This is a genomic window from Frigoribacterium sp. AC394, assembly GCF_979258095.1.
In genome coordinates this window covers 2,600,337-2,625,651 of record NZ_OZ409834.1, presented here as the reverse complement: position 1 = coordinate 2,625,651, position 25,315 = coordinate 2,600,337, and the positions used below count along the sequence as shown (strand labels likewise).

The following is a 25,315-nucleotide window of genomic DNA, read 5'->3' as shown; positions in this document are numbered from 1 at the left end:
TCAGACAGGACGCACCATGAACGACATCCGTCCCCCGGCAGCCCAGGAGGCGCTGGTCGCCCTCGAGGGCGAGCTCCGCACCCTGCTCGGCGAGCGCGGCGTCTCGGTCGAGCTCGCCGCCCGCGAGAAGGCGTCGCTCGACGGCTCGCGGCTCTCGCCCGTGATCAGCGAGCAGCTGCCGCTCGGTCTCGCCGACCTGGTCGCCTACCCGGCGAGCGCCGAGCAGATCGCCGAGGTGGTCGCCGCGGCGGTGCGCCACGGCGTGCCCGTCACCCCGCGAGGCAAGGGCACCGGCAACTACGGCCAGGCGATCCCGATGTCGGGCGGGCTCGTGCTCGACATGACGCGCGCCAAGGCGATCGTCGAGGTCGGCGACGGCGTCATCACCGCCGAGGCGGGTGCGACGATGGTCGCCCTCGAGCAGGCCGCGAACAAGACGGGTCAGCAGATCCTGATGTACCCGTCGACCGCGCAGTCGTCGCTCGGCGGGTTCCTGTCGGGCGGCTCGGGCGGCACCGGGTCGATCAAGCACGGCTCGAACAGCTCGGGCTTCGTCACGGCGCTCGACGTCGTGCACGCGTCCCCCGAGGCGCGACTCGTGCACGTCGAGGGCGACGACGCCCAGCCCTACGTCCACAACTACGGCACGGCCGGCATCATCGCGCGCGCCACCGTCCGGCTCGAGCCGCTGCAGGACTGGCGCGGCTTCTTCGCCAGCTTCGACACGTTCGAGCAGGCGCTGAGCCTGATCCGGCCGTTCGCCGACCTCGAGCCCACGCCGCGGCTGGTCAGCGCCGATCTGCCGACCCTGGCCGACGCACTGCCCGCCGACCCCGGCATCCCGGCCGGGCGGGTGAGCCTCCGCGCCATCCTCGACGTCGCCACGGTCGAGCTCGCCACGCGGATGGTCGAGGAGGCGGGGGGCCGTGTCGAGGACGTCCGCGAGGGCGCGCAGACCTCGATGAAGATCAGCATGATGTCGTACAACCACCCGATCGAGTGGCTGCAGAAGGCCTACCCCGACCGGTACTTCCACGTCGAGGTCTCGGGCGACGCCCTGGTCGACCGCATCGACGAGGTGCACGCCGTCTACGAGGGCGGGATGCTGCACATCGAGTCGCAGCACGGTCGCCCGATCGGCATGCTGGCCGGCGTCTACACGACCGCCGCCGACGTCTACGCGGGCTTCGCGAAGCTCAAGGCGCTCGGCGTCGGCTATCACAACCCGCACCAGTGGTTCGTCGACTTCGAGCCGGCGCGCACCCGCGAGCTGGCGGCGTCCACCGACCCCGAGGGGCTGCTCAACCCGGGCAAGCTCGTCGACCCCGCGACCGTCGGCGGCCCCGACACCGGAGTGAAGGGCGGGCACGCCGTGCCCACCGGACGCCTGGGCATCGACACGGGGGTGAAGGTCTCGTGAGCCGTCTCGACGACGTCACCCGCGCCTCCTCGGCGCCCAGTCGGCGCTCGCGCGACCTGATCGAGCTGAGCGGACCGGCCGCGGCGGCCGCGCTGACCGAGGACAGCATCATCGTGCTGCCGACGGGCGCGATCGAGCACCACGGGCCGCACCTGCCGCTCGCCACCGACTGGCTGATGGCCGACATGATCGGCCGAGCCGTGGTCGAGGAGGCGGCGGCCGGCGGGCAGGACGTCTGGCTGCTGCCGTCGCTCGCCTACACGAAGTCGGACGAGCACCACTGGGCGCCGGGCACGATGTGGTTGACCGCCGAGACGCTGCTGCAGACCGTGGTCGACATCGGCCGATCCGTCGCCGCGACCCCGGCGCGCACCCTCGTCTTCTACAACGGGCACGGCGGCAACATCGCGCTGCTGCAGGTCGCCCTGCGCGAGCTGCGGCGACGGTTCGGCCTGCGGACCTTCCTGATGGGCACGGGCATGGCCCCCGGCGACGGCGTCAACGGGCCCGACGAGCACGGCTTCGGCGTGCACGGCGGGCACAGCGAGACGTCGATGATCCTGCACCTGCGACCCGACCTGGTCGACATGACGCAGGCCGCCCGGTGGATCCCCGACCACATGATCGACCTCGACTACGTGAAGTTCAACGGCGGCCCGGTGCACTTCGGCTGGCTGAGCGACGACTTCGGGCCGGCCGGCGTGGTGGGCGACGCGAGCGGTGCGACGGCCGAGTGGGGCGCCGAGCTCTACGAGACGGCGCTGCGCAAGGGCGTCGCGTCGCTCGCCGAGATCGCGCGGTTCCGCCACCGGCCGGCGCCCGGGCCCGTCGGCTTCGGCGCGTGACCGGCACCGCCAGCCACCCGCTGCCCGCCGAGGCCTGGGAGCTCGCCGCCGAGTGGCTGCCGTCGAACGACGACCCCGAGCGCCCGCAGGTGACCCTCTCGACGGTCGACGTCGACGGCGCACCGGACGCCCGCACCGTGCTGCTGCAGCTCGTTCGACCGCGACGGCTTCGCGTTCCACACCGACGCGGCGAGTCGCAAGGTCGAGCAGATCACGGCCAGACCACTGGTGGCGATGACCGTGCTCTGGCCCGGGTTCACCCGGCAGCTGGTGGTGCGGGGTCGCGCCGAGACCGCCGACGACGCAGCCCTCGCCGGCGCCTACGCCGCCCGCTCGCCCTACCTGCAGCAGCTCGCCTGGCTGAACTCGCACGAGTTCGCGGCCCTCCCCCTCGACGAGCGCCGCCGACGCTGGGACGCCTTCGAGCGCGAGCACGCCGACGGGTTCGAGCAGCCGGCGGGCTGGACCGGCTTCGTCGTCCGCCCGACCCGCCTCACCTTCTGGGTCAGCGCGCCCGACACGGCGAGCCGGCGCCGGGAGTGGTCGCTCGGGCCCGGCGGCTGGGCGCACGAGTACCGCGCCGGCTGATCCCCCCACAGGGCTCGAGCCGGGCGTCGGACCCGCGCGACGGGCGGATCATGCCGACCCGCGCCTCCTCGGCTGGAAGAATCGGACCACCGTGCCGTGACGAAAGGACCCCCGTGAAGAAGTTCCGTGCCGATCAGGCGCGCATGCACCTGTTCATGATGCTCGCGCTGACGTTCACGACCGGCATCATCGACGCCGTCGGCTACCTCGGTCTCGACCGCGTGTTCACGGCGAACATGACCGGCAACGTGGTCATCCTGGGCATGGCGATCGCGCAGGCCGACGGGCTGCCCATCGTGGGCCCGATCGTCGCGCTCGTCGCGTTCATGATCGGCGCGGCGATCGGCGGGGCGATGCTGCGCTCGGCGCGCGCGGGCTGGTCGGGTCGCAGCACGATCGCGTTCTCGGTGACCGGCACGGTGCTGCTCGGCCTCGGGGTGTCGTGCTTCGTCGTGCTGCCGGTCGAGGGGTCGCCGTGGGCGTTCACCATCACCGGGCTGCTCGGTGCGGCGATGGGTCTGCAGGCCGCGGCGGCACGCAAGCTCGCGGTCGCCGACGTCACCACCGTCGTCGTCACGTCGACCATCGTGGGGCTCGCATCGGAGTCGAAGCTGGCCGGCGGCACGGGCAAGAACTTCCCGCGGCGGGTGCTCGCGGTGCTGATGATCCTGATCGGCGCGGGGGTCGGGGCCCTGCTCCTGCAGGTGCACATCGGCATCGGCATGGGGGCGGCCGGCGGGCTGACGCTGCTGGTCGCCCTCGCCGGGCACCTGCTGCGGAAGCGCCGCAAGGAGCTCGAGGCGGAGGAGGCGGAGGCCGCTGCGGCCGCCGAGACCGCCTCGCCCGAGACCGCCTCGCCCGGGACCGCCGCCGAGGAGGCGCGGGTCGCCCCGACCGCGGAGGGCACCCGTGCCTGAGCCGGTCGCCTCCGCCCCCTTCGATCTCGTGCTGCGCGCTGAACGGGTGCTCGTCGACGGCGCTTGGCGGGCTGCCGCGGTGGCCGTGCGCGACGGCGTCGTCGCCGCGATCGGTCCCGTCGATGCGCCCTTCGCCACGACCGGCGTCGACGACGACCGTCTGCTGCCGTCCGATCAGGTGCTGCTGCCCGGCATGGTCGACACCCACGTGCATGTCAACGAGCCCGGTCGCACCGAGTGGGAGGGCTTCGCGTCGGCCACCCGCGCCGCCGCGGCCGGCGGCGTGACGACGATCGTCGACATGCCGCTGAACAGCATCCCGCCGACGGTGACGGTCGAGGCGCTCGATCTGAAGCGGGCCGCCGCCGCCGCGCAGTCGGTCGTCGACGTCGGCTTCTGGGGCGGCGTCATCCCGTCGAACCTCGGCACCGGCGATCTGCGAGCGCTCCACGAGGCCGGGGTGTTCGGCTTCAAGGCGTTCCTCTCGCCGTCGGGCGTCGACGAGTTCCCGCACCTGTCGACATCGCAGCTGTTCGAGGCCCTGCGCGAGCTGACGGCCTTCGACGGTCTGCTGATCGTCCACGCGGAGGACCCTGGGCAGCTCGACGCCGCGGCGGCCTCGCTCGAGATCACCGCAGGAGGCGCGGTGTACGACGACTTCGTCCGGTCGCGCCCCGAGGCGGTCGAGCAGACCGCCATCGACCACGTGATCGAGGCGCTGCGCGAGACCGGTGGCCGGGCGCACGTGCTGCACCTGTCGTCGGCGTCGGCGCTGCCGGCGATCCGGGCGGCCAAGGCCGAGGGTCTGCGATTGACGGTCGAGACCTGCCCGCACTACCTGACCTTCGACGCGGGCGCGATCGGCGACGGCGAGACGCAGTACAAGTGCTGCCCGCCGATCCGTGACGAGCACAACCGCGAACTGCTCTGGGAGGCGCTGGTCGACGGGACGATCGACATCGTCGCATCCGACCACTCCCCCTCGACGGCGGCGTTGAAGTTCGCCGGCGACGGTTCGTTCGACCTCGCCTGGGGCGGCATCGCCGGTCTCGAGGTGAGCTTCCGGGCGGTGTGGACGGGTGCTCGGGCCCGGGGCATCGCGCTCGAGACGGTGGTCGGCTGGATGTCGTCGGGGACGGCCGCGCTCGTCGGGCTCGGCGCTGCTGCTCCGGTGAAGGGCTCGATCACCGTAGGAGGTGCGGCGGACCTCGTCGCCTTCGCGCCCGAGACGCCGTTCACGGTCGACGCGTCGGCGCTGCGGCACCGCAACCCGGTGTCGGCCTTCGACGGCGCGTCGCTGATGGGCGCCGTCGCGGGGACCTGGGTCGCGGGCGCCATCGTGGACTCCGACGCGCCTCCCGCCCGCCTGCTCCGCCGGGGCTGACGCCCGACTTCGCTCACCACCGGTCCGCACCGTGTGGTGTATTCTCATCTCAACAAGATCGGCCCGCTCGCCTCACGGCTCGGGCCGATTTTCTCTTCCCGGGAGCGTCCGATGGAGTATGCCAAGCCATGGCTGTCGATCGACGAGCAGATAGACGTGCTCGTCCGGCGGGGTCTCGAGGTGAGAGATGAAGACAACGCGAAAAGGCTCCTCCGAGAGGTCGGCTACTACAGACTGACCGGCTACCTCTACCCGTTCCGTCGGTCCGAACGCTTCGACGATGGCGAGGGGCGGGAGCGCATCAGAGTCCTGAGCACATTCGTGGCCGGGGCTTGCATGGACGATGCCGCGGATCTGATCGACTTCGACCGTGAACTGCGGATGCTCGTCCTCGAAGGAATCGAGCGGTTCGAGATCGCTCTTCGCATGCAGGTGGGTCATTCGATGGGTCGCGTGTCGGCGTTCTCCCACACTGCCCCCTCGACATTCGTCTCGTCGTTCACGCAGGCGCGACGAGGAGCGGCGGGTGAGCCGATCCCGAGCGGACACGCGCTCTGGATCGATCGAGTCGAAGAGAGACAGAGGAACTCCGACGAAGCGTTCGTGGCGCACTTCCGGTCGAAGTACGACGACCGGATGCCCATCTGGGCCCTCACGGAGATCCTCGAACTGGGCCACGTCTCGCGCTTGTACGGCGGCCTGCGCAACGACATCGCGACGGAGATCGCACAGGCGTTCGGGGTCCCGACGAAACGACTCAAGCAGAGCTGGGTCGCGTGTCTCACCTACGTACGGAACGTCGCCGCTCACCACGCCCGCTTGTACAACCGGAAGCTCGTCAGTGCTCCCAAGCGACCCAAGGGCGACGCAGTACCGCTGCTCTCCCATCTGACCCATGACGAGGCGCCGAAGGACTTCGGGACCTACAGTGCGCTAGCCGTGATGGCATATCTCTTGGAGGCCGTGCACCCGGGACGGGACTGGGCCGTGCGGGTGGCGACGCTGCTGCGCCGCTTCCCCACCACGGATCGTCTCGATGTGGGCTCGATGGGTGTCGCGGACGGATGGCTCGATCACGAGCTCTGGCAACGGAGTGCTTGACGCCCCCACCGTCCCGTCGGTGACACTCGGCGGCGGTCAGGCCGCCTCACCGGTCGTCGGCAGGTCGCAGTGGAACTCGTGCCGGCCGTGCGCGACCTCGACGGTGGTGCCGTCGGGCAGCGCGACCTCGCCGGTCGTCCCCACGGGCAGCGCGACCGTCAGCCGGAACACTCGCCCGTCGATCCGCCACTCCGATGAGACCTCGCCGTAGGGCGACAGATGCCGGCCCGACGCGTGCGTGAGGCCGCCGCCGGGACGAGGTGCGAATCGCACCCGCCGCCACCCGGGTGCCGCCGGTGCGAGCCCGGCGACCGTCGAGTGCAGCCAGTCGGCCACGGCGCCGAGGGCGTAGTGGTTGAAGCTGGTCATCTCGCCCGGGTTGACCGTGCCGTCGGGCAGCATGCTGTCCCAGCGCTCCCAGATCGTCGTCCCGCCCATGTCGACCGTGTAGAGCCACGATGGGCACGACCGCTCGAGCACCATGTCGTAGGCGCGGTCGACGTGCCCGGTGCGGGTCAGCGCGGGGGCCACGACCGGTGTGCCGGCGAAGCCCGTGGCGATGCGGTTGCCGGCCTCGGCCACCAGCTCGGCGAGGCGGTCTCCCCCGGTCTGCGCCTCCTCGCCGTCGACCAGCCCGAACTCGAGGGCGAGCCCGTAGGCGGTCTGGGCGTCGCTCGTCGTCCGACCGCGGCCGTCGGTGTAGTGGCCCACGAAGGCCTCGCGCACCTCCTCGGCGATCGCGCCGTACCGGGCGGCGTCGTCGGCCTTGCCGAGCACTCCGGCCGTCTGCGCCAGGTGCCGGGTCGACCAGTGGAGGTACGCCGTGGCGACGAGGTAGCGGTCGGTGAGGGCGTCGGCCGGGTCGTCCGGCGGGGCGGCCGGGTCGAGCCAGTCGCCGAGCTGGAAGCCCTCGTCCCAGATGCGGTCCTCCCCCGCTCGCAACAGGATCAGGTCGACCCACGCCTTCGCGGAGTCCCACTGCCGGGCCAGCACGCCGGCGTCGCCGAACCGCTCGTAGAGCGTCCACGGCGTCAGCACGGCGGCGTCGCCCCAGACCGCGCCCGGCTCGATCGGCTCCCACGACGGGCCGCCGGGGATCCGCGGGACGAACCACGGCACGGTGCCGTCGGGCAGCTGATCGACGGCGAGGTCCTGCAGCCACGAGCCGAGCATCCCCGAGCAGTCGAACAGGAAGGAGGCGGTGGGCGCGAACACCTGGATGTCACCCGTCCAGCCCAGACGCTCGTCGCGCTGCGGGCAGTCGGTCGGGATGTCGACGAAGTTGCCCCGTGTGCTCCAGAGCACGTTCTCGTGGAGGCGGTTCAGGCCCGTGTCGGAGCTCGCGAACCAGCCGGTCCGCTCCATGTCGGTGTGCAGCACGCGGGCCACGACGGCCGCCGGGTCGAACTCGCCCGGCCAGCCCGTGATCTCGGCGTAGCGGAAGCCGTGCACCGTGAAGCGCGGCTCCCAGCTCGTCGGGCCGTCGCCGCGCAGCGTCACGACGTCCTCCGCGGCGGCCAGACGCAGGGTGCGCCGGTAGAGCTCGCCGCCCTGCAGCACCTCGGCGTGGTGCAGGGTGATCTCGCGACCCGCTTCGCCGTCGACCGTGATGCGGAGGCGCCCGACGAGGTTCTGGCCGAAGTCGAGCACCACGGTGCCGCGCGGGGTCGTCCAGTGCTCGACCGGCCGGACCTCCTCGGTGCAGCGCACCGGCGGCTGCTCGGGGGCGACGAGCGTGCTCGGGTCGCGCTGACCCAGCGCGACCGGGGTCCAGCCGTCGCGATCGGCTCCCGCGGTCGACCAGGCGTCGCCGTCGAGCCGGAGGTCGTGGCGTTCGCCGTCGTAGAGCCCGCTGAACGCGATCGGGCTGGGCTGCGCCTCCCACCGGTCGTCCGTGGCGACGACCAGGCGCCTCCCGTCGACGAACTCGACCTCGAGCTGCGCGAGGAACGAGAGGTCGGCGCCGTAGAGATCGTGGTAGCCGCCGTTGAAGCCGAGACGGCCGCGATACCAGCCGTCGCCGAGCCAGGCGCCCACGACGTTGTCGCCGTCGACGAGCAGATCGGTGACGTCGTAGGTGCGGTAGCGGAGGCGCGTGTCGTACGAGGTCCAGCCCGGCGAGAGCTCGTCGTCGCCGATCCGAGTCCCGTTCAGCTCGGCCTCGAAGACGCCGTGCGCCGAGGCGTAGAGGCGCGCCGAGGCCACGGGTGCGTCGAGTCGGAAGCCGCGACGCACGCGAGACGGACGCCGGTCGGTTCCGGTCTCCTCCGGCCAGGCGCCGCCGACCGGGCGGGCCTGCCAGTCGTCGGGGAGGAGGAGACCCGTCTCGACGGGCGCGGGGTCGCTCCACGGCGAGACGATTCCGTCTTCTCCCGTGACGCGCACCCGCACCGAGACGCGCGCGCGCGAGCCGAGGTCGGCGAAGGGCCAGCCGACCAGCACCTGGTCGACGGTGTCGAGCAGTGCCGTCTCGGTCGCGCCCGACGCCGTCTCGAGGGCGATCTCGGCGGATGCCTGCCGCCAGCCCGGGGGGCCGTCGAGTCGCCAGGAGAGGCGGGGCCTCGGGGTGCCGAGGCCGAGGGCCGGGCCGCCGTGCTCGATGCGGAGGTCGGTGACTGTCGCACCCATGATCAGCCCTTGACCGCGCCGGCGGTCAGACCCTTCTGGACTTGCTTGTTCAGGAACAGGTAGATGACGAGGATCGCCACGACGTTGAGGCAGATCGCGGCGAAGAGCGGCCCGTACTGCACCGAGCCGAACTGGCCCGTGAAGTTGAGCAGCCCGACCTGCAGCGTGCGGAGCGAGCCGGAGTTCGTGAAGGTCAGCGCGATGAGCAGGTCGTTCCAGAGCATGAAGAACTGCACGAGCCCGACCGTGAAGAGGGCGTTCCGCACCATCGGCAGGCCGACGAGGAAGAACGACCGGATGAGGCCGGCCCCGTCGAGGGTGGCGGCCTCGAAGATCTCGCGCGGGACGGCCCGGAAGAACGTCGCCATGAGGAACACCGCCAGCGGCAGACTCGTCGCCGTGTAGGTGATGAGCAGAGGCCAGAGCGTGCCAGTCAGGCCGAGGCGGAAGTACGCGGCGAACAGCGGCAGGAGGATCATCTGCGTCGGCACCATGATGCCGGCGAGGAACGTGATCAGGATCGCTCCGCGGCCCTTCCAGACCAGCACCTCGAGGGCGAAGCCCGCCATCGAGCCGAACAGCAGCACGAGCAGCAGCGACGGGAACACCGTCAGCACCGAGTTCGAGGCGTACTGGGCGAAGTTCCCCTGGGTCCAGGCGAAGACGTAGTTGTCGAGGTTCCACTGCTGGGGCAGCGCCCAGACGGGCTGCTCGAGGAACTCGGTCTGCGTCTTGAACGAGCCGAGCAGCATCCAGACGAGCGGGCCGACGACGATGACGAGGAGGAGCGCCACGAGCACGCCGCTGACGATCTGCCCGAGGCGGCGGCGGGGTGCGAGACGACGCCGCGGCGTCGGACGGCGGGCGGCGGACGGGACGGGGACGGTGGTGTCGACGGAGGTCATCGGTCAGTCCTTCGTGAGGTCGCGGCGGTTCGCGCGGAAGATGAAGACGGTCACGAGCAACGACACGACCGTGAGGAGGAACGCGACGGTGCTGCCGTAGCCGTACTGCCCGAAGCGGAACGACGTGTCGAACATGTAGATCGTCAGCGGACTCGTCGACGTGCCCGGCCCGCCGTTGGTGAGGGCGAGGATGCTGTCGAACACCTTGAGCGTGCCGTTGACCGAGAAGATCAGCGACGAGATCAGCACGGGCAGCGAGAGCGGCAGGACGATCCGCCTGACCAGGCCGAAGCCGGAGGCGCCGTCGATGCGGGCCGACTCGAAGACCTCCTCGGGGATGTCGAGCAGGCCGGCGTAGAGGAGCACGCCATAGAAGCCCATCGACCGCCAGACGTCCATGACGATGATCACGAGGAACGCGGTGCCGCCGTCGCCGAACCAGTCGACGGACGAGAGCCCGACGGCCTCGAGAGCGGTGTTCACCAGGCCGTTCTGCGGCGCGATGGCGAACATCTGCTGGAAGAGCAGAGCCACGGCGACGGTCGGCAGCACGACCGGGAAGAACACCAGGGTCCGGACGGCGCTCGACCACTTGCGGAGCACGAAGACGTAGAGGAGCGAGAGCAGGTAGCCGAAGCCGACCTGCAGGATCGTCATGAGGACGGCGTAGCGGACGGTCAGCAGCAGCGCGTCGCGCACCCGGGTGTCGGTCACGAGTCGCTGGTAGTTCTCGAGCCCCACGAAGGTGAACCCGGTGATCGCGTTGCCGCTGGTGAGGGTGTAGCCGAACGAGACGATGATCGGGACGAGCATCACGACGGTGTAGATGAGCAGCGCGGGCCCGATGAGGATCAGGGTCGCGCGACGGTCGCCGAGCAGGGGGTTCATGAGGGGCCTTCGGTGCGAGCGGGAGGGAGGTCGGGGTCGCGACGGGGGGCGGGGACGCGCTCGGCGCGACCCCGCTCCCCCTCGGAGGGAGGCGCTAGTCCAGATCGCCCTGGACGAGCGTCATGAACTCCTCCGCAGTGATGGCGCCGGTGACGAGCTGCGCGGCGTTCTGCTGCGAGGTGGTCGTCGCCTGGGTGCTGAAGTAGGCCTCGAACCACGGGATCGTCGTGTCGGTCTCCGAGATCCGGTCACGCACCTCCGTCGTCAGGGCGTTGCTCGACGCGTCGCCGGACACCGTGAAGCCGGAGATCCGGCTGCTGTCCTCCAGAGCGACCTGACCGTAGTTCTCGGCGATGCAGGCGACCCACGCCTTGCTGTCGTCGTTCAGCGCGCTCGGGTTGATGGTGAAGGGGAGTCCGACGTTGGCCACGAGCTCGCTGCTGTCGCCCTCGCCGCCCTCGACGTCGGGGAACGGCAGGTAGCCGATGGCGTCCTCGCCGATCTGGTTCGCCGTGTCGTCGGCGAAGTTGCTCAGCACCCAGCTGCCCATGTAGAGCATGGGCGAGCTGCCGTTCAGGAACTCGTTGATCGAGGTGTCGTAGTCGATCGAGCCGACGCCCTCGCCGAAGTAGCCCTCGGCGCCGAGGTCGGCGATCTGCTGCGCCGCGGCCACGTACTCGGGGTCGGTCAGCGAGGCGTCGCCGTCGGCCACGGCCTGGAGGGCGTCGGGGCCGAGCTCGCGCTCGATGAGGTTGCCGACGAGGCGCGTGAGGGGCCAGCCCTGCTCGCCGCTGGCGGCGAACGGGGTCAGCCCGGCGTCCTGGAAGGTGCCGGCCGCGGCGACGACGTCGTCCCAGCTCTCGGGGATGTCCACGTCGTTCTCGGCGAACTGGTCCTTGTTGTACCAGATGCCCTCGATGTTGTATTCGGTCGGCAGCACGAGGAACTCGCCGTCATAGAGCGACTCGACGGTCGACCGTGCAGCCGGTTCGATCGAGTCCGCCACCCCCAGCTCGTCGAACAGCTCGTCGAAGTGCGCGACGAAGCCCGCGTCGTCGAGCTGCTGGACGAGCTCGTTCGTGTCGACGGCGTACATGACGGGCAGACCGCCCTGGCCGGCGAGGAGCTGGACCTGCTGGTTGAGGTTCGTCTGCGGGACGGTCTCGACCTTCAGCGGCATGGCCTCGTTCTCGGTGGCGCAGGCGCCGTCGGCGAGAGTCTGAAGCGTTGCAGGGACGACCTCGTTCTCGACGTTGCCGAGGACGGTGAACTCGGTGGCGGCCTGACCCGAACCCCCACCCGAGCACGCGGTGAGAGCGGCGATGGTCAGGCCGGCGACGGTGAAGGCGGCAACACGGCGAGCGGTGCGGGGCATCATTCCTCCTTGAATGGTGGGCGCCTCAGAAAAGTTGAAGCGCTTCATAATCAACTGACCCGAGTGGGCTTGTCAATACCCGATCGAGGCCGATCGGGAGCTAAGCTCGGCGCCACGATGACCACCTCGACCCCCTCCTCGCAGCGACGACCGCCCGTGATGGCCGACGTCGCACGCCTGGCGGGCGTCTCGCTGGGGACGGTCTCGAACGTCGTCAACGCCCCGGCCCGGGTCAAGCCCGCGACGCGACGGAGGGTGGAGGACGCCATCGCCTCGCTCGGGTTCACGCCGAACACGTCGGCGCGGACCCTGGCAGCCGGCCGCGGCACCCTCATCGGGTTCGTCGCCGTCGACCTGGGCAACTCGTACTTCCTCGACATCGCGCGCGGCGTCGAGCGTGAGGCCGACCTCGGCCAGCAGTCGGTGCTGCTGGGGAACTCCGACGTCGATCTCGACAAGCAGACCGGCTACCTCAAGCTCTTCGAGCAGGCGCAGGCCGCGGGGATCGTCCTCGCCCCGTTCGACGGCCCGATGGACGAGGCACGTCGGCTGCGCCGGCGCGGCCTCCGCGTGGTGAACGTGAACTGGCCGGGCGAAGCGGACGAGAGCTGCGGCGTGGTGGTCGACGAGGTGCTCGGCGGCCGCCTGGCCGCGCAGCACCTCCTCGATCAGGGGCGTCGAGAGCTCGTCTTCGTGGGCGGCCCGCTCGATCTGACCGCCGTGCGACACCGCTTCGAGGGCGCGTCGGCGGCGGCCCGCGAGGCCGGGGTGCCGCTGCAGCTGATCACGACGGCGGCGCTGACGGTGCGCGCGGGGCTCGCCGTCGGAAGCGACCTCCTGGCGCAGGACGCCTCGGCTCGACCCGACGGCATCGTCGCCGCTTCGGACGCCCTGGCATCCGGCATCGTCCAGTCGCTGCTGCTCGGCGGCGTGCGGATCCCCGACGACGTGTCGATCACCGGGTACGACGACAACCACTTCGCGCAGGGCACGACACTGCCGCTGACGACGGTCGGCCAACCGGGCGTCGAGATGGGCGGGCAGGCCATGCGCCTGCTGCGCGACGAGCTCGACGACCCGACGGACCACCGCCACGAGACGGTCGTGCTGCCGCCCCGCCTGATCGTGCGCGGCAGCTCGCAGCGACCGGGCACGGGGGCGTGAGGGCGGCCATCGAGGGAGAGCCTCAGCCGTTCAGCTCGGCGCGGGGCAGCGGCGTACTGAGCAGGCACCGCCGGCTCCTCGGGAACCGCGTCACTGAGGTGCCGGTTCCCACAGGCGAACTCGGCCGCACCCATGGGCGGTCTGACTGACGGCGACGCCCAACCCACCACGGGCGGACGACCACGATTCGCCCTGGTCGCGCTTGCGGATCGAGCCGATTCCGTGTGACGATGAAGGCGTTACCGCTATGGAAACGTTTCCACAGGAAGGTGCCATCGTGGCCACCATCAAAGACGTCGCCGCTCGTGCCGGCGTCGCCCTCGGCACCGCCTCACGGGTGCTCAGCGGCAGCAGCCAGACCTCGCCGGACTCGCGCTCGCGAGTGCTCGCCGCGGCCGCCGAGCTGAACTACATCGCGAACGGTCCTGCTCGATCGTTGCGTCGTGCGAAGACCGACGTGCTCGGACTGGTCGTCTCGGACATCCGCAACCCGTTCTTCTCGGAGCTCGCGCACGCCGCTGAGCAGGAGGCCGGCCGACTCGGCTACACCCTTCTGCTCGCCAACGCCAACGAGGACCAGGCGATCGTCGACGATTACCTCCGCACCTTCGCGTCGCAGCGCATCGATGGCCTCCTGCTCTCTCCGCAGGGCGGCCTGTCGCCGCAGCTCGCCGAGCTGCGAGCGAGCGGACTCCCCCTCGTGCTGCTGAACCGACTGGTCGACGGGCTCGACGTGCCGATGTTCGGCTCGGACAACGCCGCCGGGGTCGCAGCCGTCCTCGGCTGGCTCCGAGACCGTGGTCACACCGATGTCGCCTACATCGGCGGTCCGCCGTCCATCTCGACCGGCGCCGAGCGGCTCGCGGCCTATACCGCGGGGCGCGAGGCGCATGGGATCAACCCGTCGGAAGCGCTCATGGAGGCGGGCGACTTCCAAGCCGAGGGCGCCTCGGCGGCGATGCACCGCCTCCTCGACCGGGAGGTGCCCTTCACCGCCGTCTTCGGCGCGAACGGTCCGACCACGCTCGGGGCCGTCCGCGCCCTCCGCGCACGGCTCGGCAGCGCGGCCGCATCGAGGATCGAGGTCGTGTCCTTCGACGACCTCGACTGGTTCGAGTTCGCCTCCCCACCCATCAGCGCAGCTCGGAACGACGCTGCGATGATCGGCCGCCTCGGGGTGCTCGGTCTCGTCGACCTCATCGAGGGCCGCGAGACGGCATCACAGCGCGTGCCCGCGGACTTCATCGACCGGACCGGAGCGTCATCGTGAGCGCCCGGACGATCGTCGTCGTCGGCAGCGTCAACATCGACGACGCCATCCGCATGGCCCGGCTGCCGGGGCCCGGCGAGACCGTCGGCGCGAGATCGCTGGAGACCGGACTCGGGGGCAAGGGTGCGAATCAGGCCGTGGCGGCCGCCCGGGCCGGTGCACGCGTCCGCATGGTCGGAGCTGTCGGGTCGGACGGCGACGTCCTCGTGAAAGCGCTCGCCGCGGAGGGCGTCGACACGGACGGCGTCGTCCGCCTGCCGGGTCGGGAGTCGGGTCACGCCGTGATCCTGATCGACGACGGTGGGGAGAACTCCATCGTCGTCGTCCCCGGTGCCAACCAGTCCATCCCGACTTCGGTCGTCGAGGACTCGTGCGGGCGGATGCTGCCCGGCGACGTCCTGCTCCTGCAACACGAAGTCCCCACCGCGACGTCGCGTGCTGCGGCACGGGCTGCACGTGCGGCCGGCGCGACCGTCATGTGGAACGCCGCCCCGGCACCCACGAGCGTCGACGAGCTCGTCGAGGAGATCGACGTCCTGGTCGTCAACGAGCACGAACTCGCGGCCATCGCCGGGCTGCTCGGGCTCGAGGCGGACCGGCCCGATCTCATCGGGGTCGTCGCCGACCGACTCTCCGCCGACGTGATCTGCACGCTCGGCGCGGCCGGCGCGATCCACCGCGTGGACGGCGTCACGGGCACCGCCCCCGCCCCACGCGTCGAAGCCGTCGACACCACCGCTGCCGGAGACACCTTCATCGGCTACCTGGCCGCGACCACCGATCTGCCATTCGCCTCCCGTCTCGCGACGGCCCTGACCGCGGGAGCGCTCGCGGTCACCCGGCTGGGCGCCTCCGCATCCATTCCGACCCGCGCTGAGGTCGACGAGATCGTCGTCGCCCGCGCCTCCTCCGCTCCCACCGAAAGGACCACCGCATGAAGGTCGCCCTCGGCGCCGACCACGCCGGCTTCCCGTTCAAGCAGCACGTCAACGACGCGATCGTCGCGCTCGGTCACGAGGTCATCGACTGCGGCACCGACAGCACCGACCCGGTCGACTTCCCCGACATCACCGCCGCGACCTGCATCCCCGTCCTCGACGGGCGCGCCGAACGCGCGATCCTCGTCTGCGGCACGGGTGCCGGCGCGATCATGGCCGCCAATGCCATCCACGGCATCCGGTGCGGCCTGGCGAACGAGCCGTACTCGGCGCACCAGGCCGTCGAGCACGATGACGCCAACGCCATCGCGATGGGCGCCTGGCTGACGCCCCGCGCCTTCGTCGACGAGATCGTCGCGTCGTTCCTCGGCGCCAGCTTCGACGACGACGCCGACACCCGACGTCGCGTCGCGAAACTGAACGCCCTCGACGACCGGACGACTCCGTTGGTCCCCTGACCCGCACCTCCTGCCCCTCCCCCTGCACTTCGCGCAGCAGCGCGCCCCGATCAAAGGAGATCCATCATGAGCAACCCTGCCCAGACGACCCCCAGGACGTCCCTCCGCGGGTCGCCCGACCGGCTCAAGACGTCCATCGCCGCCGGCATCGGCACCAGCGTGGAGAACTACGACTTCATCGCCTACGGCACCGCCTCGGCCCTGTACTTCGGCGCCGTGTTCTTCCCCGAGAGCGACCGGTTCATCGGCACTCTGCTCAGCTTCGCGACCCTCGCCGTCGGATTCCTGATGAGGCCCCTGGGAGGCGCGGTGGGCGGATACTTCGCCGACAGGTTCGGTCGCAAACCCGTCCTCGTCGCCGCCATGCTCGTCATGGGCGGCGCGACGTTCCTGATCGGCCTCCTGCCCACGTACGCCACGGTCGGCGTCCTGGCACCGATCCTGCTCGTCATCATCCGGATGATCCAGGGCCTGGCCTTCGGTGCGGAGTGGGGCGGTGCCATCACGATGGCCTACGAGCACGCCCCGGCGAACCGTCGTGGGATGTACTCGGCCATCCCGCAGGCCGGCAACCCGCTCGGGATCGCGCTCGCCAGTGCGATGTTCGTGATCAGCTCGGGCCTCGAAGGCGACTGGCAGTGGCGTCTTCCGTTCCTGCTCAGCGCGGTGCTCGTGATCGTGGCCCTCATCGTGCGGTCGCGCCTCAGCGAGAGCCCTGAGTTCGAGGCTGCCAAGGCATCGGGCGAGACGGTCAAGAACCCGTTCCTGTCGGCGATCCGCAACGACTGGAAGAGCATCCTCCGGGTCGTCTCCCTGCGCATCGTGGAGTCGTTCACCTACTACTCGACCGCCACCTACCTGCTCAGCTACCTGACGGAGCGGCACCCCGACATCCGGCCGCTCGCGCTCGGCGCCATCACCGCGGCGAGCATCATCGCGATCTTCGTGACGTTCACCGCCGGAGCCATCACCGACCGGATCGGGCGCAAGCCGCTCTACATCGGCGGCAGCATCGCGGCCATGCTGTTCGCGTTCCCGATGTACCTGCTGACGAACGATGCCGTACCGGCGCTGGTGATCCTGACGTTCATCATCGGGATCGGCGTCATCCACGCGACGCTGACCGGTACGCAGGGCTCGCTCCTCACCGAGCAGTTCGGCACGTCGACGCGCACGTCGGGGGCCTCGCTCGGATACCAGATCGCGGCCTCCATCGGCGGGTTCGCGCCCTTCATCGCCGCCCTCATGGTCGGGCTGTTCGGCTGGCCCGGAGCCTCGCTCGTCGTGCTGCTCGCCGCGACTATCGGACTCGTGGGCATCCTCACCACCCGGGAGACCTGGGGCCGGGAACAGCGCGAACACGTCGCGACGCAGCTCGCGGAGGAGGATGCGCGGCGATAGGAACGCCGTACCGGGACACCCCCGGCCCGGTCGCCGTGCGATGAGCGACATCGGTACCGTCGAGTCATGACCCGCCGATCTCTCACGCTCGCCGACCGGGCGCTCCTCCGGGAAGCGACCCTCGCGAACATGAACTGGAACACGACCCGGTTCACCTTCGACGACCTGGACGCCACCCACGAGATCGCGCATTACTACACGGGCTTCCCCGCAGAAGGCGACTTCGGGCTCGTCGACTCTGACGGGGACATCGCACGGGCCGTCGGCTGGGTCGTCTTCCTGCCGGAGGACGACCCCGGCTACGGATTCGTCGACGCCGACACTCCGGAGCTGAGCCTCACGACCTTCCCGGGGTTCCGTGGCCAGGGCATCGGGCGCGACCTGCTGTCGGAGCTGATCGGCCTGGCGTCGGCCCGGGGCCTCCCCGGCATCAGCCTGAGCGTCGAGGACGGCAACGGCGCACGACGTCTGTACGAGCGCGCGGGATTCCGGGTCGTCGGACGGAACGGCGACTCGGACACGATGCTGCTGAGCCTCGTCCGAGCCTGAAGGCGTCGGCGACGACCGTCGTGTCGAGCTGACGATCGACGAGGAGGTGCGGGCCTGGAGAACCCGGACCGCGCCTCCTGCAGGTCCGGTCAGCTCCGGCCACCGCGACATCGTCGCCGCGCGGGATACGGTGCGGGGATGCTTCCCGCCCCCACCATGCGGCTCCGATTCCGCGAGATGACCCGAGCCGACCTCGACGACATGGCTGATCTGCTCGGAGACCCGAGGGTCATGGAGTTCTACCCGGCGCCGAAGAGTCGTGACGATGCGGCGCGATGGATCGCCTGGAACGAGGACAACTACGCCGCCCACGGCTTCGGACTCTGGATCGTCGAGACGCACGCGGGGCGGTTCGTCGGCGACTGCGGGCTGACCTGGCAGGACGTCAACGGCGTCCCGATGCTCGAAGTCGGCTACCACGTGCGCGCGACGCTGCAGGGACGGGGCTACGCGACGGAGGCGGCAGCCGCCTGCCGGGACTTCGCCCGCGCCGAGCTCGACGCCGCCGAACTCGTCGCGATCATCCATCCCGACAACACCGCCTCCGAGAGGGTCGCGCAGAAGATCGGGATGACTCGACGAGAGGACGACCACGGCGGACCCGTCGCCGTGCGCAGGGTGCTCGGCATGACGCTGTGAACGCGTCTCGGCGGCGATCTCCGGACCGTCCGCCCCGCGGACGGACGGGCCGAGCCGGAGGTCAGACGCGCACGTGGTGCAGCGGGTCGAGCGCCGAGTCGAGCGCCGCCTCGAGCGGCCAGGACGAGCGCAGCGGCTGACTCATCACGAGACCGCCCTGCACCGCGGTGAGGATCACCATGGCGATGCGGTCGGGGTCGGCGTCCACGTCGACGTCACCCGTCGACTGCATCCTGCGGACTCCCGCGGCGAGCAGGTCGCGCCATGCGCCCATGCTCTCGGCGATGACCCGTTCGAGCTCGGGATCGGTCATGGCGGCCTGCGTCGCGAGTGATCCGATCGGACACGCCCACCGACCGAGGCCGAGGTAGTAGTCGACGAGGGCCTGCCGCCAGGCGATCCACGACTGCCACGAGCCGAGGTCGTCGATGTGCGGCTGCTGCGCTTCGAGCAGCTGGGCACCCTCCCACGCGGCGACCTCGCGCACCAGCTCGGCTTTGCCGCCGGGGAAGTAGTGGAACAGCTGACTCTTGCTCGTCAGCGTCGCGGCCCGGACGGTGTCGAGGGTCGTGCCGCCGATGCCCGATGCGAGGATCTGCTCCCCCGTCGCCTCGATGATCCGTTGCCGGGTCGCCCTGCCGCGCTCGGTGAGCTTCGTCTCGTCCACTCGGCGATCCTACCCTCTTGGACCGTTCAGTCCATTCGTGTGCTAGTAATGGACCATGAAGTCCAATGAAGAAGAACTGCAGACCCTGGTCGTCGATTCCCGCCTCGCCGGCAGGACCGCCCTCGTCACCGGCTCGACCAGCGGCATCGGCGAGGCGATCGCCCGCGTGCTCGCCGCCTCCGGAGCCGAAGTCGTCGTGAACGGGCGCGATGCCGACCGCGCCGACGCCGTCGTGCGCGTCATCACCGATGCGGGCGGGCGCGCCCACGCCGTCGTCGGCGACCTCGGCGGAAGCGCGTCGGAGGTGCGCCGCATCGCCGCCGAAGCCGAGACCGCTCTCGGCGGGCGCGTCGACGTCATCGTCAACAACGCCGGCATCTACCCCGCGGGCCCCACCGCCGACCTCTCCGACTCCGATCTCGACGCCGTGCTGGCGGTCAACGTCCGCGCGCCGCACATCCTCGTCGCCGCCCTCGCCCCCGCGATGGTCGAGCGCGGCGGAGGTGCGATCGTCAACATCGGCTCGTGGATGTCTCGCGTCGGGGTCCCCTTCGGCGCCGCCTACACCGCCTCGAAGGCCGCTCTCGAGCAGATGACCCGCACCTGGTCGGCCGAGTTCGGACCCTCCGGCGTGGGCGTCACGACCGTGGCCCCCGGCGCGACGAGCACGCCCGGCAACGCCGAGAGCGCCGACGTCCTCGCGGCGATGACGGCGGGCACCGTCGCGGGCCGACCCGTCCGCCCCGTCGACGTCGCCTTCGCGGTGCGCTGGCTGGTCTCGGACGAGGCGGTGTTCGTGCATGGCAGCACCGTCGACGTCGACGGCGGCATCACCGCGACTCGACTCGCATGACCGTCGACCCGGCCACCCCGCGCTTCGGGGAGTCCTCGACCGCCCACGACGTGATCGACGGGATCGATCTGCACGGGCGGAACGCCCTGGTCACCGGCGCCAGCTCGGGCATCGGCGTCGAGACGGTGCGAGCTCTCGCCGAGGCCGGTGCCACGGTCGTCCTCGCGGTCCGTGATGTCGACGCCGGCCGGAGTACGGCCGACGACATCAGGGCACGGAACCCGGCAGCGGACCTCCGCGTGATGGAGCTCGATCTCGCCGACCTCGACTCCGTGACGCGGTTGGCCGGGGCGTGGTCGGGGCCTCTGCACCTGCTGGTGGCCAACGCCGGTGTCATGCACGTCCCCGAACGGCGCACCGCCAGGGGGCACGAATGGCACTTCGGCGTCAACCACCTCGGGCACTTCGCCCTGGCGACGGGTCTTCACGGGCCGCTGGCCAGCGCCGACGGAGCGCGCATCATCTCCTTGTCGTCGAGCGGCCACGGCGCGAGCGGGATCCGCTTCGACGACATGCACTTCCGCCGAACCCCGTACGACCCCGGGCTGGCCTACGGACAGTCCAAGACGGCCAACGTCCTCTTCGGCATCGAGGCCACGCGCAGGTGGCGCGACGACGGCATAACGGCCGCGGCGGTGATGCCCGGGGGGATCTGGACCGGGCTGCAACGCCACTGGGACCCCGCGGTGCTGGCCGAGATGAAGGTCCGCTACTCCGACGGCGTCAAGACGGTCGAGCAGGGCGCCGCGACGTCGGTGTTCGCCGCCACACGGGCGGAGCTCGGTGTCGGCGCCCCGGCGTACTGGGAGGACTGCGGCCCGGCGGACGTCGTCGACCACATCGTCGACGGAATCCACGGCGTCGTGCGTCACGCCCTCGACCCCGACGCGGCCCGGCGCCTCTGGTCGGAGTCCGAGGCTTTGATCGGCTAGAGATCGGAGGCGACGGGTGTCAGTCGCCGGAGGATCGATCGACGATCGTGTCGGCGTGCTCGACGATCCAGTCCATGAGGGGGACGAGTCGCGCGGCCAGTTCGGCGCCGCTCTCGGTGAGCGAGTAATCCACCCGGGGCGGGATCGTGGGCTGGGCGACCCGGTTCACGATCCCGTCGTGCTCCAGCGTCCGCAAGGTGGAGGCGAGCATCTTCTCACTGATCCCCTCGATCGTGCGTCGCAGTTCGCCCCACCGCATGCCGCCCTGCTCGAGCGCCAGGAGCACGAGCACGCCCCACCGGCTCGTGACATGTGTGAGCACGACTCGCGAAGGACACGCCGCAGGGAAGCGCGCCGGGGCGTCCCGATCGCGCGCGGGCGGTGCAGGCGTTTCCACGATTCCGACATCCATGTAAGCAACTTACAAAAAAGTGCGTACCTCCGCTGGGGAGAGTTCTCTGCGATGCTGCGATCCCGATCGCTCACCATCGAAGGAGTACTCGTGCCCACCATCTCCACCGCCCGTCGTGCCCGCCTCGCCCGCGGCACGGCCGTCCTCGCCGGAGTCGCCCTCCTCACCGGACTCGGCGTCGCCACGCCGGCAGGCGCGGCTCCCGGGCCCCAGCCGAAGGCGACCGTCACGGTCGCAGCGGATCGGCAGGACACCACCACCGAACACCGCAACGCCTGCGCCGTCCGGACGCTCCTCACCCAGGCCTTCGCCGATCCCGACAGCAAGTCGGCCCGGCAGATCGCCGCCCGGTTCGTCTCCCCGAGCGCGGTCTCGCACCGAGCCGGCAGCACGGCCGGGCCGAAGGCGGTGCTCGCCCAGTTCGCGGCGGACCGCACCCGCGTCCCCGGTGCTCAGGCAGTGATCAAGCACATCGCAGCCGACGGCGACCTCGTCGCGGTGCACTGGCAGATCGCACCGGACCCGCGCGACGAACGACGCGGTGATGCCGCCGTCGACCTGTTCCGCCTCCAGCACGGCCGGATCGTCGAGCACTGGTCGCTCGAGCAGCCCGTTCCGACCGGCACACCGGCGAGCGGGAACACGAACACCATGTTCAGCGATCTGTACCGACCGGCACGTCCGACCGCCGCACCGTCGGAACGTCAGGAGGAACGCAACCGCATCCTCGCGGTGTCGGCGTACGACACGCTGTTCCGCGACCAGGACGCCTCGATCCTCGACCGGGCCTTCGACCCCGCCTACCTGCAGCACAACCCGGTCGCTCCGAACGGGACGGCAGCGCTGAAGCAGCTGTTCGGCAGCGGTGCGCAGTTCCCGGCCCAGCAGTCCGTCATCTCGCTCTCCGACGGCGACATCGTCTGGACCTTCTCCCAGGCGGTCGGCGCGAAGCCCGGCGACCCGCTGCTCGCAGCCGACCTGTTCCGCGTCGACGGCGACCTCATCCGCGAGCACTGGGATGTGGTCCCCACCAGCTAGCGACCAGACGGCCGCCACCCCGAGCAGCGAAGTCGTCGTCGGCGGGGTCGCAGGCGGCGGGATCGCCTTTCGGGGCGGCACCGGGCGGCACCCGGCGTCGCCCCGCTCGACGGAGCCGCTCCGCTCGACGGAGCCGCTCCGCTCGACGGCGTCAGCGTGACGTCGCGGCCAGAGCCGTGTTCAGCTCGAGCACGTTCACGGTGGGCTCTCCGAGGTAGCCGAGGTCGCGGCCCTGGGTGTGCTCCGCCACGAGGGCCTCGACCTCCGCCACGGGCAGGTCACGTGCTGCGGCGACGCGCTCGACCTGGATGTGTGCGTACTCCGGTCTGATGTGCGGGTCGAGCCCGGACGCGGAGGCGGTGAGGGCGTCGACGGGGACGTCCTCCGGGTCGACGCCGTCGCTCTCGGCGATCGCTGTACGGCGTTCGTCGATCGCGGCGATGAGGTCCTCGTTCTCGGGTCCGTAGTTGCTGCCGCTCGAGGCGGAGGCGTCGTAGCCGTCGCCCGCTGCGGATGGCCGTGACTGGAACCACTCCGGCAGGGCGGCCCCGTCGGCGTCGGTGAACGACTGCCCGATCAGGGACGAGCCGACGGTCTCGCCGTCGAGCATGACGGCGGATCCGTCGGCCTTGCCGCCGAGGACGAGCTGTCCGACGCCGGTGATGACGGCCGTGTAGGCCACGCCGAGGACGAGGGTGAAGACGATCATCGCGCGGAGGGCGACGCCGTACTGGCGGAGGAGGGTGCGTGTGTTCATGGTCTCTTTCTCGGTTCTGGTCGCCGGCTAGAAGCCGGGGATGACGCTGACGACGAGGTCGATGAGCTTGATGCCGACGAACGGGGCGACGACGCCGCCGAGTCCGTAGACGAGGAGGTTGCGCGACAGGATCGACGACGCCGACGCTGCGCGGTACTTCACGCCCCGCAGCGCGAGCGGGATGAGCACGACGATGACCAGCGCGTTGAAGACGATCGCCGACAGGATCGCGGAGGCCGGCGAGCTCAGCTGCATGAGGTTCAGCAGCCCGAGCCCGGGGAACACCCCGGCGAACATGGCCGGGATGATCGCGAAGTACTTCGCGATGTCGTTGGCGATCGAGAACGTGGTGAGGGCGCCGCGGGTGATGAGCAGCTGCTTGCCGATCCGGACGATGTCGATCAGCTTCGTCGGGTCGCTGTCGAGGTCGACCATGTTGCCGGCCTCCTTGGCGGCCGACGTGCCGGTGTTCATGGCGACGCCGACGTCGGCCTGCGCCAGCGCGGGGGCGTCGTTGGTGCCGTCACCGGTCATGGCGACGAGCGCGCCTCCTTCCTGCTCCCGGCGGATCAGCGCGAGCTTGTCCTCGGGGGTGGCCTCGGCGAGGTAGTCGTCGACACCGGCCTCGGCCGCGATGGCCTTGGCCGTGAGCGGGTTGTCGCCCGTGATCATCACGGTGCGGATGCCCATGGACCGCAGCTCGGCGAAGCGCTCGCGCAGCCCGGTCTTGACGACGTCCTTCAGGTAGACGACGCCGAGGACTCGAGCCTCGGCCGTGGTGCTCTTCATCGCGACGACGAGGGGTGTCCCGCCGGCGTTCGAGATCTCGTCGATGCGGCCCTGGAGTTCGTCGTGCTCGCTCGAGGCGAGGCGGCGATCCTCCTCGACCCACGAGATGATCGAGTTGCCGGCGCCCTTGCGGATCCGGGTGCCGTCGGGCAGGTCGAGCCCCGACATGCGGGTCTGCGCGGTGAACGGGACGATCTCCCCGTGCTGGTCGCCGGCGTCGTGCCAGCCCGTCGTCAGGGCGAGGTCGACGATCGACTTGCCCTCGGGCGTCGGGTCGGCCAGGGAGGACCGCGCCGCGGCGTCGACGAGCTCGGCCCGCGCGATGCCGTCGAGGGGCGTGAACTCGGCGGCCTGCCGGTTGCCGTAGGTGATGGTGCCGGTCTTGTCGAGCAGCAGCGTCGTCACGTCGCCGGCGGCCTCGACCGCTCGCCCCGACATGGCGAGCACGTTGCGCTGCACGAGGCGGTCCATGCCGGCGATGCCGATCGCGCTCAGCAGCGCGCCGATCGTCGTCGGGATGAGGCAGACCAGCAGCGCGATCAGCACCGGGATGCTGACGGACGCGTCGCTGTAGCCGGCGATCGGGTTCAGCGTGAGGGTCACGATGACGAACACGATCGAGAGGCTCGCGAGCAGGATGTTCAGCGCGATCTCGTTGGGCGTCTTCTGTCGGGAGGCGCCCTCGACGAGGCGGATCATCCGGTCGACGAAGGTCTCGCCCGGCTTGCTCGTGATGCGGACGACGACCCGGTCCGACAGCACGCGGGTGCCGCCGGTGACGGCGCTGCGGTCGCCGCCCGACTCGCGGATCACCGGGGCGGACTCGCCCGTGATCGCCGACTCGTCGACGCTGGCGATGCCCCAGACGATGTCGCCGTCGCCCGGGATCAGCTCGCCGGCGGTCACGACGACCGTGTCGCCGAGCGTGAGATCGGCGGACGACACGGACTCCGAGGAGGCGCGCTCGGCACCGGCGTCGGACATCGCGTCGTACGAGAGGACGCGCTGGGCGGTGGTGCTGGTGCGGGTGGCCTTGAGGGTCTCGGCCTGCGCCTTGCCGCGCCCCTCGGCGACGGACTCGGCGAGGTTGGCGAAGACGACGGTCAGCCAGAGCCAGATCGCGATGGCCCACGTGAAGGAGCCGGGGACGGGCGACCCGCCCGAGGACTGCGGGCCGGTGAACAGATCCGCGATCGCGAGGATCGTCGTGTAAGCGGCGCCCACCTCGACGATGAACATGACCGGGTTGTGCCACATCTCGCGCGGGTCCAGCTTGCGCAGGGCGCCGGGCAGCGCCGCGACGAGCTGGGCGGCGCTGAAGGCGCCGCCGCGGTCCGTCGGAGCAGCCTTCTGGTCGTGATCGACGGTGGCGGGTGTGTCGGTGATGGTGGACATGG

Annotated in this window: 23 protein-coding genes and 1 pseudogene; 16 read left to right on the top strand and 8 right to left on the bottom strand. The window is 70.8% G+C overall.

Features of this window, described 5'->3' with window-relative positions; genetic code table 11:
• Window positions 1-16 precede the first annotated feature (16 nt).
• The 6 genes and pseudogenes from ACZZY9_RS12275 to ACZZY9_RS12250 all read left to right on the top strand — a co-directional run bounded on the left by ACZZY9_RS12275 (window position 17) and on the right by ACZZY9_RS12250 (window position 6,255).
• The gene (locus ACZZY9_RS12275; RefSeq protein WP_243215884.1) at window positions 17-1,420 is read left to right on the top strand and encodes an FAD-binding oxidoreductase; all 1,404 of its coding nucleotides are present in this window, start codon (window positions 17-19) and stop codon (window positions 1,418-1,420) included.
• Window positions 1,417-2,265 carry a creatininase family protein gene (locus ACZZY9_RS12270; RefSeq protein WP_463464280.1) on the top strand — a complete coding sequence of 283 codons (849 nt, stop codon included), beginning with the start codon at window positions 1,417-1,419 and terminating at the stop codon, window positions 2,263-2,265. The genes ACZZY9_RS12275 and ACZZY9_RS12270 overlap by 4 nt, the downstream gene beginning before the upstream one ends.
• 132 nt (window positions 2,266-2,397) lie before the next feature.
• A pseudogene (locus ACZZY9_RS12265) lies at window positions 2,398-2,853 on the top strand (pyridoxamine 5'-phosphate oxidase family protein); the annotation flags it as partial.
• A 113-nt stretch (window positions 2,854-2,966) separates the two neighbouring features.
• The gene (locus tag ACZZY9_RS12260) at window positions 2,967-3,770 is read left to right on the top strand and encodes a YoaK family protein (RefSeq protein WP_463464279.1); all 804 of its coding nucleotides are present in this window, start codon (window positions 2,967-2,969) and stop codon (window positions 3,768-3,770) included.
• The gene (gene allB / locus ACZZY9_RS12255) at window positions 3,763-5,154 is read left to right on the top strand and encodes an allantoinase AllB (RefSeq protein ID WP_463464278.1); all 1,392 of its coding nucleotides are present in this window, start codon (window positions 3,763-3,765) and stop codon (window positions 5,152-5,154) included. The genes ACZZY9_RS12260 and allB overlap by 8 nt, the downstream gene beginning before the upstream one ends.
• A 111-nt stretch (window positions 5,155-5,265) precedes the next feature.
• A complete protein-coding gene (locus ACZZY9_RS12250) occupies window positions 5,266-6,255 on the top strand; it encodes an Abi family protein (protein WP_463464277.1) in 990 nt (329 codons plus the stop codon).
• Window positions 6,256-6,291: 36 nt separating this feature from the next.
• Here the strand turns inward: ACZZY9_RS12250 and ACZZY9_RS12245 are convergent, their stop codons facing one another.
• The 4 genes from ACZZY9_RS12245 to ACZZY9_RS12230 form a co-directional block, all read right to left on the bottom strand.
• Complete coding sequence (locus tag ACZZY9_RS12245; RefSeq protein WP_463464276.1) at window positions 6,292-8,883, bottom strand: family 78 glycoside hydrolase catalytic domain; 2,592 nt, start codon at window positions 8,881-8,883, stop codon at window positions 6,292-6,294.
• A gap of 2 nt (window positions 8,884-8,885) precedes the next feature.
• Window positions 8,886-9,788 carry a carbohydrate ABC transporter permease gene (locus ACZZY9_RS12240; RefSeq protein WP_463464275.1) on the bottom strand — a complete coding sequence of 301 codons (903 nt, stop codon included), beginning with the start codon at window positions 9,786-9,788 and terminating at the stop codon, window positions 8,886-8,888.
• Window positions 9,789-9,791: 3 nt separating this feature from the next.
• Window positions 9,792-10,676, bottom strand: a complete 885-nt coding sequence (locus tag ACZZY9_RS12235) for a carbohydrate ABC transporter permease (protein ID WP_463464274.1) — start codon at window positions 10,674-10,676, stop codon at window positions 9,792-9,794.
• A 94-nt stretch (window positions 10,677-10,770) separates the two neighbouring features.
• A complete protein-coding gene (locus tag ACZZY9_RS12230) occupies window positions 10,771-12,051 on the bottom strand; it encodes an ABC transporter substrate-binding protein (RefSeq protein WP_463464273.1) in 1,281 nt (426 codons plus the stop codon).
• A 117-nt stretch (window positions 12,052-12,168) separates the two neighbouring features.
• On the opposite strand from ACZZY9_RS12230, the gene ACZZY9_RS12225 reads away from it, so the two are divergent.
• The 7 genes from ACZZY9_RS12225 to ACZZY9_RS12195 all read left to right on the top strand — a co-directional run bounded on the left by ACZZY9_RS12225 (window position 12,169) and on the right by ACZZY9_RS12195 (window position 18,470).
• Window positions 12,169-13,215 carry a LacI family DNA-binding transcriptional regulator gene (locus ACZZY9_RS12225; protein ID WP_463464272.1) on the top strand — a complete coding sequence of 349 codons (1,047 nt, stop codon included), beginning with the start codon at window positions 12,169-12,171 and terminating at the stop codon, window positions 13,213-13,215.
• Between the two features lie 277 nt (window positions 13,216-13,492).
• The gene (locus ACZZY9_RS12220) at window positions 13,493-14,485 is read left to right on the top strand and encodes a LacI family DNA-binding transcriptional regulator (RefSeq protein ID WP_463464271.1); all 993 of its coding nucleotides are present in this window, start codon (window positions 13,493-13,495) and stop codon (window positions 14,483-14,485) included.
• On the top strand, window positions 14,482-15,423 hold the full coding sequence (locus ACZZY9_RS12215; RefSeq protein ID WP_463464270.1) for a ribokinase: 942 nt from the start codon (window positions 14,482-14,484) through the stop codon (window positions 15,421-15,423). Before ACZZY9_RS12220 ends, ACZZY9_RS12215 begins: the two co-directional genes overlap by 4 nt.
• Window positions 15,420-15,881: an RpiB/LacA/LacB family sugar-phosphate isomerase gene (locus ACZZY9_RS12210; RefSeq protein ID WP_463464269.1), complete on the top strand. Its 462-nt coding sequence runs from the start codon at window positions 15,420-15,422 to the stop codon at window positions 15,879-15,881. The genes ACZZY9_RS12215 and ACZZY9_RS12210 overlap by 4 nt, the downstream gene beginning before the upstream one ends.
• 66 nt (window positions 15,882-15,947) lie before the next feature.
• Window positions 15,948-17,282, top strand: a complete 1,335-nt coding sequence (locus ACZZY9_RS12205; RefSeq protein ID WP_463464268.1) for an MFS transporter — start codon at window positions 15,948-15,950, stop codon at window positions 17,280-17,282.
• Between the two features lie 66 nt (window positions 17,283-17,348).
• The gene (locus ACZZY9_RS12200; RefSeq protein ID WP_463464267.1) at window positions 17,349-17,831 is read left to right on the top strand and encodes an N-acetyltransferase family protein; all 483 of its coding nucleotides are present in this window, start codon (window positions 17,349-17,351) and stop codon (window positions 17,829-17,831) included.
• A gap of 138 nt (window positions 17,832-17,969) precedes the next feature.
• Window positions 17,970-18,470: a GNAT family N-acetyltransferase gene (locus ACZZY9_RS12195; protein WP_463464266.1), complete on the top strand. Its 501-nt coding sequence runs from the start codon at window positions 17,970-17,972 to the stop codon at window positions 18,468-18,470.
• 61 nt (window positions 18,471-18,531) lie between these two features.
• On the opposite strand, the gene ACZZY9_RS12190 is transcribed toward ACZZY9_RS12195, so the two are convergent.
• Window positions 18,532-19,137: a TetR/AcrR family transcriptional regulator gene (locus tag ACZZY9_RS12190; RefSeq protein WP_463464265.1), complete on the bottom strand. Its 606-nt coding sequence runs from the start codon at window positions 19,135-19,137 to the stop codon at window positions 18,532-18,534.
• A gap of 55 nt (window positions 19,138-19,192) precedes the next feature.
• Between ACZZY9_RS12190 and ACZZY9_RS12185 the strand changes: the two genes are divergently transcribed.
• Both ACZZY9_RS12185 and ACZZY9_RS12180 read left to right on the top strand, forming a co-directional pair.
• On the top strand, window positions 19,193-19,990 hold the full coding sequence (locus ACZZY9_RS12185) for an SDR family NAD(P)-dependent oxidoreductase (RefSeq protein ID WP_463464264.1): 798 nt from the start codon (window positions 19,193-19,195) through the stop codon (window positions 19,988-19,990).
• A complete protein-coding gene (locus ACZZY9_RS12180; RefSeq protein WP_463464263.1) occupies window positions 19,987-20,922 on the top strand; it encodes an SDR family NAD(P)-dependent oxidoreductase in 936 nt (311 codons plus the stop codon). Before ACZZY9_RS12185 ends, ACZZY9_RS12180 begins: the two co-directional genes overlap by 4 nt.
• A 19-nt stretch (window positions 20,923-20,941) precedes the next feature.
• Here the strand turns inward: ACZZY9_RS12180 and ACZZY9_RS12175 are convergent, their stop codons facing one another.
• Window positions 20,942-21,334: a winged helix-turn-helix transcriptional regulator gene (locus ACZZY9_RS12175; protein ID WP_463464262.1), complete on the bottom strand. Its 393-nt coding sequence runs from the start codon at window positions 21,332-21,334 to the stop codon at window positions 20,942-20,944.
• 90 nt (window positions 21,335-21,424) lie between these two features.
• Here ACZZY9_RS12175 and ACZZY9_RS12170 point away from each other — a divergent pair, with 90 nt between their 5' ends.
• Window positions 21,425-22,372 carry a nuclear transport factor 2 family protein gene (locus ACZZY9_RS12170; RefSeq protein ID WP_463464261.1) on the top strand — a complete coding sequence of 316 codons (948 nt, stop codon included), beginning with the start codon at window positions 21,425-21,427 and terminating at the stop codon, window positions 22,370-22,372.
• Between the two features lie 151 nt (window positions 22,373-22,523).
• Here ACZZY9_RS12170 and kdpC read toward each other — a convergent pair whose 3' ends face one another.
• Together kdpC and kdpB are read right to left on the bottom strand one after the other, a co-directional pair.
• Window positions 22,524-23,129 (bottom strand): potassium-transporting ATPase subunit KdpC, encoded by a 606-nt coding sequence (gene kdpC, locus ACZZY9_RS12165; RefSeq protein WP_463464260.1) that lies wholly within the window; start codon window positions 23,127-23,129, stop codon window positions 22,524-22,526.
• A 27-nt stretch (window positions 23,130-23,156) separates the two neighbouring features.
• On the bottom strand, window positions 23,157-25,313 hold the full coding sequence (kdpB, locus tag ACZZY9_RS12160; RefSeq protein ID WP_463464259.1) for a potassium-transporting ATPase subunit KdpB: 2,157 nt from the start codon (window positions 25,311-25,313) through the stop codon (window positions 23,157-23,159).
• Between the last annotated feature and the right edge of the window lie 2 nt (window positions 25,314-25,315).